Source organism: Actinomycetospora aeridis (assembly GCF_037400275.1).
In the GTDB taxonomy this organism is placed as follows: domain Bacteria; phylum Actinomycetota; class Actinomycetes; order Mycobacteriales; family Pseudonocardiaceae; genus Actinomycetospora; species Actinomycetospora aeridis.
Genome location: NZ_JBBEGL010000002.1, coordinates 807951 through 820586, shown reverse-complemented (window position 1 = coordinate 820586; position 12636 = coordinate 807951). Strand labels below are relative to the sequence as shown.

The window sequence follows — 12636 nt, the reverse complement described above, 5'->3', positions numbered from 1 at the left end:
GATGGGATGGACGCCGTGAGCCACCCCGGACTCCCCGAGATCGGACCCGGCGACATCCCGCCCGGGTCCACGCTGCTGGACGTGCGCGAGGACGACGAGTGGGCCGCCGGCCACGCCCCGGAGGCCGTGCACCTGCCGATGTCGCAGATCACCGCCCGGCTCGACGAGGTCCCCGCCGGGCCGATCGCCGTCGTCTGCAAGGTCGGCGGCCGGTCGGCGCAGGTGACGGCGTTCCTCGCGCAGCGGGGTCACGACGTCGTCAACGTGCGTGGGGGCATGCTGGCCTGGGAGGCCGAGGGACGGCCGCTGACCGCCGAGGGCGCCGGCCCGGCGGCGGTGATCTGAGAGGGGACCACCTCCCGTGATCTGTCCGCGGTGCGGGCGGCCGCAGCCGCCGTCCGACGCGCCGGGCGCGCCCCGCTCGGGGGCGACCCGGTTCTGCGTGCACTGCGGCCGCGTCCTGGCCGGGGTGCGGTGGGTGGCGCTGCCGCCCGACGCCCTGCGCCCGCGGGAGACCCGCCAGACCCGCCGTCCCTACGCCGGGCCCCCGCGCTACGGCGCGACACCGCGCTGGAGCCTGTGGGGCTGGATGCCCGCGCCCGACCCGGGTGCCGACGGCGGCTTGCCGCTGCCGCCGCCGCGCGACCCCGAGGACGTCCTGCGCCGTACCGCCGACGTCCTCGTCCGGGTCGCGACGGTGACGCTCGTGCTCGCCGGTCTCGGTGCGGTGGCCGAACTGTGGCGCTACGGGCTGCTGGTGGCCAGCCGGAACACGGCGCTCTCCGCCGCCCCCCTCGCGGTCTCCGACGGGCTCGTGACCCTGGTGGGGCTGCTCGCGCCCGTCGCGGCGCTGGCGACCGGCGCGCTGTTCCTGCGCTGGCTGCACCTCGGCCGGGAGATCGCCGGGGCGTACACGGGGACGCGCCCGGCGCGCCGGATCTGGGCGGTCGTCGTCGGCAGCGTGCTGCCGGGCCCGAACCTCACGGTCCCCGGCGCGGCGCTCACCGAGCTGGAGCACACCGCCTCGGCGCTGCCCGCCGACGCGCGGCCGTGGCCGTCGCCGACCGTGCGCCGCTGGTGGGTGGCGTGGGACGCGAGCGTCGTGCTCGGGGTGGCCGCCGTGCTGCGCGGGCTCGGAGCGAGCACCCAGGCGCTCGCCGATTCGGTGCTGCTGCACGCGGTCGCGGACGCCGCGGCGGCGGTCGCGGCGTGGGCGACCGTTCGCGTCGTCATGCACCTGACCGAGCTGCTCGCCCCCGAGCTGCGTCCCGCCGGCCGGGAGTCGGTGCTGGGGGTGGGGCCGGCGCGGTCCGACCCTGCCGACCCGCCCGCGGCCCGGGACGGCGAGGGGTCAGCCCCCGTTGCCGAGGACCGCGTTGCCGCCGGCGGCGGGCGGCGCGGTGGGGTCGGTACCGAGATCGGGTGACATCTCGCGGGCGACGAAGTCCTCGACGTGGAAGAGGTTGTCGCCCGCGCGGCGCACGATCCGCAGCAGCGTGGTCATAGAGGCGACCTCCTCGACCTGCTCCTTGAGGTACCACTGCATGAACTGCTCGCCGAGGTAGTCGCCCTCGTCGCGGGCGGTGCGCGCGAGCGTCGCGATCTGGTCGGTGACCGCGCGCTCCTGGGCGAGCACCAGCTCCACGACCTCCTCGACGGAGCCGAACTCGGCGCGCACGTCGTCGATGCCCGGGATCGACACGGGCAGGTCGTTGTCGAGCATGAACTGCACGATGCCCATGGCGTGGTTGCGCTCCTCGAGCGCCTGCGCGTAGAAGTGCGCCGCCAGCTGGGGCAGATCCAGGTCGTCGCAGTACACGGCGACGGCGGTGTACTGCTGCGACGCGGTGAACTCGTTGCGGATCTGGGCCCGGAGCAGCTCGTGGAAGGTCGTCGACGGCGCGGCCATGTCGCCGAGTGTAGGCGGAGGCCGTCGGCTCAGGTCCGGGCCGATCGCCGTCCGTGACGACTGCCATGGCGCTGGGCCGGGACGCTGCCCGACTCGGCCACCGGGATCGCGCCCGTCCAGCCGAACTGCTCGGTGTGGATGCGCGCGTCGGGCACGCCGAGCTCCTCGAGGGCGGCCAGCGAGCCGGTGAGGACCGAGGGCGAGCCGCAGACGAAGTAGTCGAGCATCCGGCGCGTGCCGGCGTCGGGCAGGACCTCGGCGAGCAGCTCGGCGTCGATCCGGCGGCCGTCGGTGCGGGTGACCTGCAGGTCGAGGCGGCGCGCCAGGGCGGTGAGCTCGTCGGCGAACAGGGGCTCGGTGCCGCGCTCGGCCAGCACGAGGCGGTGGGTGCGGGTGTCGCCGCGGTCGGCGAGCGTGCGCAGCATGCTCATCATCGGCGTGATGCCGACCCCGCCGGCGAGCAGCACCAGGCCGGCCGCGTCGGGTGCGGCCTCGTCGGTGAACGAGCCGTGCGGGCCGTCGAGCCACACCTTGCTGCCGGTGCGCAGCGTCGAGAGCAGGCCGGAGAAGTCGCCCTGGTCGCGGACGGTGAGCTCGAGGCGTCCGGTGACCCGGGCGCTCGAGGCGATCGTGAAGGGGTGCTCCTCGGTGCCGACGACGGCGCGCTTGAGCCGCAGCCACACGAACTGGCCGGGGGCGAAGCGCAGGCCGCCGCGGCGCAGGTGCACGGGGGCGAGGACGAGCGTGCTCACCGTCTCGCTCTCCCGGCGCACCCCGTAGACGACGTAGGCGCCCTGGCGGGAGAACAGGGGGCGCCACACCCAGCGGTGCGCGAGCACCCCGAGCAGCACCAGCACCAGCGCGGAGAGGACGACGCGCATCACGGGGTCGGTGACGAGGTTGCCGAGCCAGAAGACGTGCAGGCCGGCGAGGACCAGCGCGGCCGCGGCGAGCAGGACGTGCAGGCGGGCCCAGATCTCGTAGCGCGCGCCGGGCCGCCGGCCCCGGACCGCGACCAGCCCGACCAGCAGGAGCGCCGCGACCGACGTCCACCCGGCCTTGGCCGCCGCGGTGGTCGTGAAGGGGTTGAGCAGCTGCGGGTGGTTCGCGGCCGCGACCGTCAGGTGCAGGCCGACGAGCACGATGGCGAGGGTGCCGAGCCAGCGGTGCAGGCCGATGACCTTCTCCACCCCGAACGCCCGGGTCAGCGAGCGCATCCGCGAGGGCACCACGACGACCACGACGAGCAGGCTCAGGGCGAGCAGGCCGAGGCCGACCGAGAGCATCCCGACGATCGACGTCCCGCCCGCGCGCGAGGCCATGAGGACCACGGGGACCACCACGAGGGCGGCGAGCGCCGCGGTCCAGAGCGCTCGAGTCAGCTGTGCCGGCACGGCGCGGAACGGTAGGCAGTGTGGATCAGCGTCCCCGGCGCGTCTGAGAGCCCGTGCGCCGGTGGCGCGACGACGGGCGCCCACGGCGCGCCCAGGCACGGTGGATACACCCGATCGGGCGATACCGTGCTCCGTCTGCTGAGCGGCCCTCTCAGGTTCGGTCGACGAGGCACGGGGTGTCTCAGCCTGGCTGCCACGCTGACGTTGGACGTCAGGAAATCCCCCATCTCGCGCCGGAAAGCGACGGGACGGGGAGGATGCGGACGTGACGACGCGATCGACCACGCGCCTGCGCCTCCCCGCGGTACTCGCCCTCGGCGCGGCGACGGCGGCCCTCGTGCCGCCGGCGCTGCGGGCCCTGCGCGGCCGGCAGGGGACGTTCGACCGGGAATCCGCCGCGGCCGGGGTGTCGGCGCAGTTCGACCAGGACGCGGCGTCGTACGACCGCCTCGTCGGCGCGAACCCCGGCTACCACGACCACCTGCTCCTGTCGGCCCGCCGCCTCGAGCTCCCCGACCGGGGCGCCGGCACGACGCTGCTCGACGTCGGCTGCGGGACCGGCCTCTCCACGGCGGCGCTGGCCGAGACCTACCCCGCGGCCCGGATCGTCGCGGTGGACGCGTCGGCCGAGATGCTCGCCCGCGCCCGGGAGAAGACCTGGCCGGACTCCGTCCGGTTCGTGCACGCGCGGGCCGAGGACCTGCACTCCGCGCTCGCGGAGCAGGGCATCGCCGGCCCGTTCGACGGCCTGCTCGCCGCCTACCTCGTGCGCAACCTCCCCGACCGGGACGCAGGCGTCGCCGTGCTCGTCGACCACCTCGCCCCGGGCGCCCCGATCGCCGTCCACGAGTACTCGGTGGCCGACTCGACCTACGCCCGCGCGGTGTGGAGCGCCGTCTGCTGGGCCGTGATCATCCCCCTGGGCCGGCGGGTGACGGGCGACGCATCGCTCTACCGCTACCTCTGGCGCAGCGTGCTGGCGTTCGACGGCCTCGCGCGCCTCGAGCAGCGGCTGCGCGACGCCGGGCTGCGCGAGGTCCACACCCGCCCCGTCGACGGGTGGCAGCGCGGCATCGTGCACACGGTGCTCGGGCGGCGCTGAGCCCGCCCCCCTGTCGCAGCGAACGCGCTGTTCGCTGCTTCTACGCGCGCGAACTCCCCGTTCGCGACGTCACGCGACGTCGCCGAACGCCCGCCGGCGAGTGATCAACGCGGACTTTCGACGCGTAGAAGCAGCGAGATACCCGTTCGCTGCGACGAGCCGGGGCGTGCCCCCGCCGCGCCTACCCCCGGCGGCGGGCGGCGCGGACGGCGTAGGTGCGCTCCGCGTACTCGATGTCGTCGGTCCAGAGGCGCTTGGCCGCCCACTCCATCGCCGGGCGCACGAGGGCCTGGACGCGGCGGGCGTGGGCGAAGCCGGGGCGGGGGGAGTGGGCGATCGTCGCCTCGACGACAGCCGTGCGTGGACGCCCGTCGGGGTGGGGCGCCAGGGGGGTCGCGTGGGTCTCGACGACGCTGCCCGCGCCCTCCCCGTCGGTGATGTGCATGACGATCGTGCGCGGCTCCGGGCAGGTGAACCGGGCGCGCACCGGCACGCCCCAGTTCTTCGAGATCCGGAACGCCACGCGCAGGTCGAAGTGGTCGTCCTCCTCGGACGCGTCACGCCCCGGCGCGCTCTCCACCCGCAGGTCGGCGAAGGAGTGCGGGTGGAACCACGCCCCGTGCCAGGGGTCCAGCCGGTTGGCGATGACGTCGGCCGGCTCGCAGGTGCCGACCATCGACGCGACGGCCACCAGGCTCTCGTCCAGCGGCGGGCGCTCCGGCAGCACCGGCGCGTCGGTCGGCTCCTCGCGCCCGACGGCGTCGAGGCGCACCCAGGCCAGGGCGCCGTCGTCGTGGGCGGGCAGCGTGCGCCAGCCGGCGCGGCCGGACGGCCCGAGCGAGAGTCCGTGCCAGCGGCAGATCAGCTCGCAGCCCTGCTGCACGGCCGTCGACATGTCGGCGCCGAGGTGGGGGCACGCGCCCGGCCCCGCGTGCAGCTCGCCGGACGGCGAGCGCCACAGCACGAGCTCCACGCCCGCGACGGTCGTGCCGAACGGGGTGCCCGTGCGGATGTCGCGGCTCGCGCCGACGACGTACCAGTTGCCCGAGGGCCGGGCGGTCGCGCGCGAGAGCGCGGCGTCGATGACGCCGACCTTCGCCTCGCGCCACGTCGGCTCCATGGCCGCCCACTCCCGGCCGGACAGCCGCCGCAGCGGGGAGACCGGCGCGCGCCGTTCCGCCTTCTTCAGCACGGAGCGGACGCTAGGCCGGGTGCCGTAGCGGCGCAGTGACAGGGGAGCGGGCTGTGGCCGGATGCACGTCGACCTGCGCCGAACGTGCGTCCCTTCACCCGAGCGGGCCACGCTCCCACGGGCACGACAGGCACCGCGGGCCACCGCGCCCGGAGCCCAGCTCGAACCCGGCGATCGTCAGCACCTCGATCCCGGCGGCCTCCAGCCGGGCGTTCGTGGTCGTGTTCCGCTCGTAGGCGACGACGCGGCCGGGGGCCAGGGCGAGGGTGTTGTTGCCGTCGTCCCACTGCTCCCGCTCGGCCGCGATCGACTCGAGCCCGGTGTCCACGGCCCGCAGCGTGTCGATGCCCATGGCCCGGGCCGCGGCCGGTCGGAACGGTTCGGGGCCGGTGATCTGCAGGTGGTCCGGGCCGTCGGGGCGCACGGTCCACGCCTCGAGGCCCTCGAGCACCCCGGGGTAGATGACCATCGTGTCGACGTCGACCATCGTCGCCACCGTGTCGAGGTGCATCGTCGCCCGGCGCTGGGCGATCGGGACGGCGAGCACGGTGTGGGCGAGCCCGTCGGCGAACATCGCCCGCGCGAACGACTCGGCGCCGGCCGGGCTGGTGCGCTCGCCCACCCCGATCGCGAGCACGCCGGGGGCGAGCAGCAGCACGTCACCGCCCTCGACCGCCGACGGGTCGCGCGGCGCAGTCGGGGCCACGGCCCCCAGCTCGGGGTGGTGGCGCTGGGCGAGCGCGACGAGCGACGCCTCCCGCCGCCGCGCCGGCATCCCCATCGACGACGCCACGATCCGCGGCCCCACGCGCACCGACGAGTCGCGCGTGAACATGAGATTGGGCAGCGGGTCGACGGCGAAGTCGTGCGGGCCCGCCATCGCGCGCACCAGCGAGTGACCGGTGACCGTGAGCTCGGCGAACGTCCGGCCGCCCACGAGCGCGTCGGCGAGCGCGTCGTCGTCGAGCGCCGCGAGCTCGGCCCGCACCGCCCCGGCCAGCTCCCGTCCGAGCAGCCGCTCGTCCACCGCGTCGGCGATGCCGGTGTCGCGGGCGGCGGGCGCCGCGGCGAGCGACTCGCGCAGCACGTCGCCGAGCAGCAGGACCCGCACGCCCTCGGCGCGCAGCAGGTCGGCGAAGGCGTCGTGCTCGACCTGCGCCCGCTCGACCCACGGGATGCCGTCGAAGAGCAGCCGGTCGGCGTTGCGCGGTGTCAGCCGCTCGAGCTCCGGGCCGGGCCGGTGCAGGACGACGCTGCGCAGGGTGCCGACCTCGGAACCCACCTGCGGCACATCCACGGTCGGCGACCCTAGGGCGACCGCTCTACTGTGCGCGCCATGGGTCTGCTCGATGACAGGGTGGTCGTGGTCACCGGCGCCGGGCGCGGCATCGGCCGCGGTGAGGCGCTGGAGTGCGCGCGGCAGGGGGCGGCGGTCGTCGTCGCCGAGTTCGACGGCGAGGCGGGCGAGGAGGTCGCCAAGGAGATCGTCGCCGCCGGTGGGCGCGCGGTCTCCGTCGCCGGCGACGTCGCCGACGCGGACGTCGCCGACGGGCTCGTGACGGCGGCGGTGGAGAACTTCGGCGCGCTCGACGCCGTCGTCAACAACGCCGGCATCCTGCGGGACCGCACCCTGGTCAAGATGTCCGACGCCGAGTGGGACGACGTCATCCGCGTCCACCTGCGCGGGCACTTCGCGCCGACGCGCGCCGCCTGCCGCTACTGGCGGGAGAGCTCGCGGCCCGGGCACCTCGTCCACACGGCGTCGACGTCGGGGATCCTCGGCAACTTCGGCCAGGCCAACTACGGTGCGGCCAAGGCGGGCATCGCGGCGTTCTCGACGATCACGGCGATGGAGATGGCCCGCTACAACGTCACGTCGAACGCGATCGCGCCGTCGGCGCTGACCCGGATGACCGAGTCCCTGCTGCCGCCGGACGTCCGCGAGGCGCGGCAGGCGATGCTCGACCGTGGGGACTTCGACTTCTTCGACCCCGACAACGTCGCCCCGTTCGTCACCTACCTGGCCTCGGACGCCAGCTCGCACATCAGCGGCAAGGTCTTCGGCGTCCAGGGCGACTCGGTGGAGCTCTACCAGCCCTTCACGTCGGTGGCCGAGATCCGCGGCGACGGGCACAAGTGGGACCCCGAGGCGATCCCCGAGCGGATGGCCGAGCTGTTCGACGCGGCGGGCATCGACCCGGCGCCCGAGAACATGATGGCGCGCTCGCGGCACAAGCTGATCAGTTGACGGAGTGGGGACACGGACACTCGACGTCTGCGGAGCCACTCCGCTGACACGGGTCAGGCGGGGAGGAAGGGCAGCACACCGCGCAGGAGCGCCGAGCCGACGAACGCGACGACGTCGAGCAGGGCGTGGGCCCCGACGAGGGGCCAGAGCCGGCCGGTGCGCTGCCACACCCGCCCGAACACCAGGCCCATGAGCAGGTTGCCGAGCCCGCCGCCGAAGCCCTGGTAGAGGTGGTACGAGCCGCGCAGGACCGCCGAGATCGCCAGCGCGCGGTTCTCGCTGACGCCGAGGCGGCGCAGCCCGTGCAGCAGGTAGCCGACGACGAGCACCTCCTCGGCCCAGGCGTTGGCGATCGCGGAGACGATCAGCACCGGGACCGTCCACCAGTGGTCGTCGAGCAGCGACGGGATCACGGTGGTGTTCAGGCCCAGCGCGCGCGCCGCGAGGTAGAGCCCGAGACCCGGGATGCCGATGAGCGCGGTGAGCCCGACCGCACCCAGCGCGTCACGCCCCGGGCGGCGCCCGTCGAGCCCGATGTCGCGCGGACCCGACCCGGCCCGCACGAGCAGGTAGAGCCCGAGCGCGCCCCACGCCACCAGCGCGAACGACCCGGCGAGCTGGGCGGCGAGGTCGGCCCACGCGTTGCGGGCGAGGGTCTGGTCGATGGCGGTGGTCCGCTGGTCGAGCGCGACGGGCGAGGCCAGCGCGTTGAGCAACGAGACCAGACTGCGCATACCCGAGAGCCCGAGGGTGACGGCGAAGACCACCACCAGCTCGGTGCGCAGCAGCCGCCGGTCGCGCGCGCCGAGGGGCGCGACGGCCGGAGGCACCGGGCGGACCCAGCTCCGCCACCCCGCCGACGCCGTCACGACCCCCAACGTAGAGGCGGGAGATCACCGCGGCCGGGGGTGGGCGGAGGCGAGGAGGGGTAGCCCGGCGCGTGAGTCGCCACGCGCTGATCTCCGGGGCCAGCATCGCCGGCCCCGCGCTCGCCCACCAGCTCAACGCCCGGGGCTGGCGCACCACCGTCGTCGAGCGGGCGCCGCGGCTGCGCGACGAGGGCCAGAACATCGACGTCCGGGGCGCCGGGCGCGAGGTGCTGCGGCGCATGGACCTCGAGGACGCCGCCCTGGCGGCCGGCACGGGCGAGGTCGGCCTGCGCTTCGTCGACGACGACGGCGGCGCGGTCGCCGAGTTCCCGGCCGGGGAGGGCGACACGGCCGGCGGGACGGCGGAGATGGAGATCCTGCGCGGCGAGCTCTCGCGCCTCGTGTACGAGCGCACGCAGGACGCGACCGACTACCGCTTCGGCGAGCAGATCGCCGCGCTGACCGACCACGGCGACGGCGTGACGGCCCGGCTCGCCGGGGGCGAGGAGATCGACGCCGACCTCGTCGTCGTCGCCGAGGGCACGCGCTCCCGCACCCGCGAGCTCGTCCTGCCCGACGCCGAGGTCACCGAGCTGGGCCTCCAGGTCGCCTACCTGACGATCCCGCGCACCGACGACGACGACCGCTGGTGGCGCTGGCACAGCGCCCCGGGCTCGCGGAGCACCAGCCTGCGCCCCGACAACCGCGGCACCACGCGGGCGATGCTCGCGTTCCTGTCCGACGTCCGCGGGCTCGGCGAGCTCGACCGCGACGCCCAGATCACGGTCCTGCGCCGCACCTACGCCGACGTCGGCTGGCAGGCCCCGCGCGTCCTGGCGGCCCTCGAGGACGCCTCGCTGTACTTCGACGCCGTCGCCCAGATCCGCCTCCCGCGCTGGAGCACCGGGCGCGTCGCGGTGCTCGGGGACGCCGCCTGGGCCACCGGACCGTTCGGCACCGGCACGACGCTGGCGCTGGTCGGCGCCTACATCCTCGCCGGGGAGCTGGGCGAGGGGGACGTCACCACCGCGCTCGCCCGCTACGAGGAGCGCATGCGGCCCTTCGCCGCCCAGGCCCAGGACGTGAAGCCGGCCGCCCTGCGGGCCATGAACCCGCGGTCGGGGGCGGGCCTCGCGGTGCAGCGGAAGGTGCTGGGTCTCGCCGGGTCGCTGTCGTCGGTGTTCGGCGGGCTGGTCGAGAAGCTCGCGGGCCCGCCGGCCGAGGGGATCGAGCTCCCCGACTACCACTCCGCCGCTTGACCGCGCGTCGGTAACCTCGGGGACGTGCTGCGCCTGCTCGTCACCCCGCGCTGGATCGGGTGGACGCTGACCGCGCTCCTGGCCGTGGCGGTGTGCGGCGGGATGGCCTGGTGGCAGGTCGTCCGTGCCGAGTCGCCGGGCGGGTCGCTGCTCAACGCGGGCTACGCGTTCCAGTGGCCGCTGTTCGGGCTGTTCTTCGCCGCCCTGTGGTGGCGGATGCTGCGCGCCGAGGCCAAGGCGCTCGTCGAGGTGCAGGTCGAGCGCCGTCAGAAGGCCGAGGTCACGCCCGTGCGCGCCGCCCCGGCCGACTCGCCGTTCGGCCCGCGACCGGTGGGTGTCGCCGCGGGTGCGGGTGTCGACGGGGCGGACGGTGCGCCGTCGCCCGAGCGGGCACGCTGGAACGCGATGTACGCCGAGCTGGCCGCGGCCGAGCGGACCACGCCGAACGAGGAGACGGATCCCCGGTGACCACGAGCCCGGTCCAGGCACCGCCGACCCCCGAGGTCGTCGCGGCGCTCAAGCGCTACCGCGTCGGGGCGTGGGTCGTCGGCGTCGGCCTGCTCGTGCTCGTGCTCGTCGGGATGCCGCTGAAGTACCTGGGCGGTGACGGCACCGTGGTCGCGATCGTCGGCCCGATCCACGGCTTCCTCTACATGGGCTACCTGCTGCTCACCGCGGACCTCGCCTACCGCGACCGCTGGGCGGTCGGGAAGGCGGTGCTGGTGGCGCTGGCGGGGACGATCCCGTTCGTGTCGTTCGTGGCCGAGCGGAAGATCACGCGCCCGCTGCGCGACGCGACGTAGGCCGCAGGCCGGGCACCCGGTCGTCCCCGTCGCCGCAGCCGATGAGGCCGCGGACGGCCTCCCCGAGCTGGCCGGGGCACGAGAGCGGCGCGGCGAACGGCAGCCGTACGTCGTGGTCGTCCCCCGCGGTCTCCACCCGCAGCCGCAGGCCGAGCCGGTCGACGCCGAGCGGCGCGAGCCGGTGCCCGGGACGGCGCAGGTGGACCGGGAGCCGCGGGACGAGCGCGGACAGCGTGCCCGCGTGGGCGGCGGCGAGGTGGGCGAGCCACGGGTCGCCGGTGGCCGCGACGGGGTCGGGCGGCGCGGCGGCCATGGCCGTGGGCGCGAGGGCCTCCGTGCCCTCGGCGTCGGAGAGCACCACCATCGTCGGCTCCAGGCGCAGCAGCGTCTCGCCGTGGCCCACGTCGAGCAGGCGCTCGTCGGGCAGCTCCGCGGCGATCCGCAGCGCCGCCCGCCGCGCGACGCGCATCGGCAGCACGCGCAGTCGCCCGCTGACCCAGAGCAGGCCCCGCACGGGGCGTCGCACCGTCACCGGTGCGACGTCGGCGAGCTCGAGCATCACGGGCAGGAGGGCGTCGCCGCGCTCGCGGACCCGCAGCACCAGGGGGTGGTCCTCGGGGAACTGCAGCGTCGCGGCACCCGTCGAGGGCACGTGGTGCAGCGTCGGGGTGGCGCGCAGATCCCCGTCGCCGCCGTCGACGTCGCCACCGCCCTCGCCCACGGACTCACCGATCACCGCGGCGTGCCGGGCACGGCCCGCCAGGGTCCGCGCGCGCTCGGCGGGCGGCGGAACGGGCGGCGCGGGCGGTCGGCTCCTGGCCATCGGACTCCCTCGGTGCGGCGAACTAAGGGGAGCCTAATCAAACTTCGGGGCCGGACGCGAGACCTGCGTGAGCGAGACCGGTGACCGGTACCGGGCGGGCGGCCCGCTACCGTGCCGGACGTGTCCACCGTCCCCGAGGCCGGCGGGGCACCGGTCGACGGTGTGCCTGCCCTGCTCCGCGCCATCGTCGACGACGCGGCGCTCGTGGCCGAGGGCACGCGACCGGACATGGCCGAGGTCGTCGACGCGCACCTCGCCGCCCGCGCCGCCGACGCCGGCGGCCTGCTGGCCTCGCTGGTCGTCCCCGTCTCCCGGCTCTCCGAGCTGGTGTCGGTGCTCGTGAAGCGCCGCCCGCCGGGGCCCGTCCCGATCGCGCTGGCGGTCGACACCGGGCTCGGCGGCGTGCCGAAGGCGCTCTCGCTGACGTCCTCGCGGACCGCGCTGCTCGACCCGCGCACCGTCGAGATGCCGGCGCCGCACGACGTCGACTCCGTCTGGCTCGAGCGGGTCACCGAGTTCGTGCCCGAGGACGTCGTCGCGGTGGTCGAGCCGCGCCGTCCCGACGCCGACGGCTCCGAGGACTGGCTGGACGGCGTGCGCCGGGTCGTCGACCACGGGTGCCGCCCCAAGCTGCGCTGCGGCGGCGGGCGGGCCGGCGCGTTCCCGGGCGTGCAGGACGTGGCGGGCTTCCTGGCGCTCGCCGTCGGGGCCGGGCGCTCGTTCACCGCGAGCATCGGGCTGCAGTCGGCGGTCCGGCACACCGACCCCGACACCGGCTTCACCCACCACGGCTGGCTCAACCTGCTCGTGGCCACGGTCCGCGCGCTCGCCCCCGGCGACGACGCCCCCGTCGAGGAGCGCATCGGCGAGGCCCTGCTCGTCACCGACGGCGACGCCCTGGCCACCGAGCTCGGCGCGGTCGGCGCCGACACGGCGGTGCGCGTGCGGTCGCTGTTCTCCTCCTTCGGGTCGACGGCGGTCGCGGCCCCGGGCCCTGAGCTCGCGCGGCTCGGGCTGCTCTGACACGGCCCACACGG

At 75.7% G+C, this 12636-nt stretch carries 14 protein-coding genes; 8 read left to right on the top strand and 6 right to left on the bottom strand.

Annotation, left to right across the window (positions count from 1 at the left end; genetic code table 11):
• Positions 1-6 precede the first annotated feature (6 nt).
• Complete coding sequence (locus tag WCD41_RS09535; protein ID WP_337713154.1) at positions 7-345, top strand: rhodanese-like domain-containing protein; 339 nt, start codon at positions 7-9, stop codon at positions 343-345.
• A gap of 16 nt (positions 346-361) precedes the next feature.
• On the top strand, positions 362-1426 hold the full coding sequence (locus WCD41_RS09530; protein WP_337713153.1) for a DUF4328 domain-containing protein: 1065 nt from the start codon (positions 362-364) through the stop codon (positions 1424-1426).
• On the opposite strand, the gene WCD41_RS09525 is transcribed toward WCD41_RS09530, so the two are convergent.
• Positions 1352-1909, bottom strand: coding sequence for a ferritin (locus WCD41_RS09525; RefSeq protein WP_337713152.1), 558 nt, complete (start codon positions 1907-1909; stop codon positions 1352-1354). The genes WCD41_RS09530 and WCD41_RS09525 overlap by 75 nt on opposite strands.
• A gap of 29 nt (positions 1910-1938) precedes the next feature.
• Complete coding sequence (locus WCD41_RS09520) at positions 1939-3303, bottom strand: ferric reductase-like transmembrane domain-containing protein (RefSeq protein WP_337713151.1); 1365 nt, start codon at positions 3301-3303, stop codon at positions 1939-1941.
• Between the two features lie 358 nt (positions 3304-3661).
• On the opposite strand from WCD41_RS09520, the gene WCD41_RS09515 reads away from it, so the two are divergent.
• On the top strand, positions 3662-4405 hold the full coding sequence (locus WCD41_RS09515) for a class I SAM-dependent methyltransferase (protein ID WP_373695109.1): 744 nt from the start codon (positions 3662-3664) through the stop codon (positions 4403-4405).
• A gap of 181 nt (positions 4406-4586) precedes the next feature.
• Here the strand turns inward: WCD41_RS09515 and WCD41_RS09510 are convergent, their stop codons facing one another.
• Together WCD41_RS09510 and WCD41_RS09505 are read right to left on the bottom strand one after the other, a co-directional pair.
• Positions 4587-5525, bottom strand: a complete 939-nt coding sequence (locus WCD41_RS09510) for a Rieske (2Fe-2S) protein (RefSeq protein WP_337713355.1) — start codon at positions 5523-5525, stop codon at positions 4587-4589.
• A gap of 166 nt (positions 5526-5691) precedes the next feature.
• Positions 5692-6894 (bottom strand): arginine deiminase, encoded by a 1203-nt coding sequence (locus WCD41_RS09505; RefSeq protein WP_337713150.1) that lies wholly within the window; start codon positions 6892-6894, stop codon positions 5692-5694.
• Positions 6895-6933: 39 nt separating this feature from the next.
• On the opposite strand from WCD41_RS09505, the gene WCD41_RS09500 reads away from it, so the two are divergent.
• On the top strand, positions 6934-7845 hold the full coding sequence (locus tag WCD41_RS09500) for an SDR family NAD(P)-dependent oxidoreductase (protein WP_337713149.1): 912 nt from the start codon (positions 6934-6936) through the stop codon (positions 7843-7845).
• 53 nt (positions 7846-7898) lie between these two features.
• Here WCD41_RS09500 and WCD41_RS09495 read toward each other — a convergent pair whose 3' ends face one another.
• On the bottom strand, positions 7899-8714 hold the full coding sequence (locus WCD41_RS09495) for a CPBP family intramembrane glutamic endopeptidase (protein ID WP_373695095.1): 816 nt from the start codon (positions 8712-8714) through the stop codon (positions 7899-7901).
• Positions 8715-8785: 71 nt separating this feature from the next.
• Here WCD41_RS09495 and WCD41_RS09490 point away from each other — a divergent pair, with 71 nt between their 5' ends.
• From WCD41_RS09490 to WCD41_RS09480, 3 genes are read left to right on the top strand one after another with little or no spacing between them, the layout of a single operon-like run.
• A complete protein-coding gene (locus tag WCD41_RS09490; protein WP_337713148.1) occupies positions 8786-9973 on the top strand; it encodes an FAD-dependent monooxygenase in 1188 nt (395 codons plus the stop codon).
• 24 nt (positions 9974-9997) lie between these two features.
• Positions 9998-10441 carry a hypothetical protein gene (locus WCD41_RS09485; protein ID WP_337713147.1) on the top strand — a complete coding sequence of 148 codons (444 nt, stop codon included), beginning with the start codon at positions 9998-10000 and terminating at the stop codon, positions 10439-10441.
• Positions 10438-10776: a DUF3817 domain-containing protein gene (locus WCD41_RS09480; RefSeq protein ID WP_337713146.1), complete on the top strand. Its 339-nt coding sequence runs from the start codon at positions 10438-10440 to the stop codon at positions 10774-10776. The genes WCD41_RS09485 and WCD41_RS09480 overlap by 4 nt, the downstream gene beginning before the upstream one ends.
• On the opposite strand, the gene WCD41_RS09475 is transcribed toward WCD41_RS09480, so the two are convergent.
• Positions 10748-11599 (bottom strand): DUF2470 domain-containing protein, encoded by an 852-nt coding sequence (locus WCD41_RS09475; protein WP_337713145.1) that lies wholly within the window; start codon positions 11597-11599, stop codon positions 10748-10750. The genes WCD41_RS09480 and WCD41_RS09475 overlap by 29 nt on opposite strands.
• Positions 11600-11719: 120 nt before the next feature.
• Here WCD41_RS09475 and WCD41_RS09470 point away from each other — a divergent pair, with 120 nt between their 5' ends.
• On the top strand, positions 11720-12622 hold the full coding sequence (locus WCD41_RS09470) for a hypothetical protein (RefSeq protein WP_337713144.1): 903 nt from the start codon (positions 11720-11722) through the stop codon (positions 12620-12622).
• The last annotated feature ends 14 nt before the right edge of the window (positions 12623-12636 follow it).

Coding starts and splice junctions, on each gene's coding strand:
- WCD41_RS09535 (WP_337713154.1), top strand. CDS start 7: ATGGACGCCGTGAGCCACCCCGGACTCCCCGAGATCGGACCCGGCGAC.
- WCD41_RS09525 (WP_337713152.1), bottom strand. CDS start 1,909: ATGGCCGCGCCGTCGACGACCTTCCACGAGCTGCTCCGGGCCCAGATC.
- WCD41_RS09510 (WP_337713355.1), bottom strand. CDS start 5,525: ATGGAGCCGACGTGGCGCGAGGCGAAGGTCGGCGTCATCGACGCCGCG.
- WCD41_RS09500 (WP_337713149.1), top strand. CDS start 6,934: ATGGGTCTGCTCGATGACAGGGTGGTCGTGGTCACCGGCGCCGGGCGC.
- WCD41_RS09475 (WP_337713145.1), bottom strand. CDS start 11,599: ATGGCCAGGAGCCGACCGCCCGCGCCGCCCGTTCCGCCGCCCGCCGAG.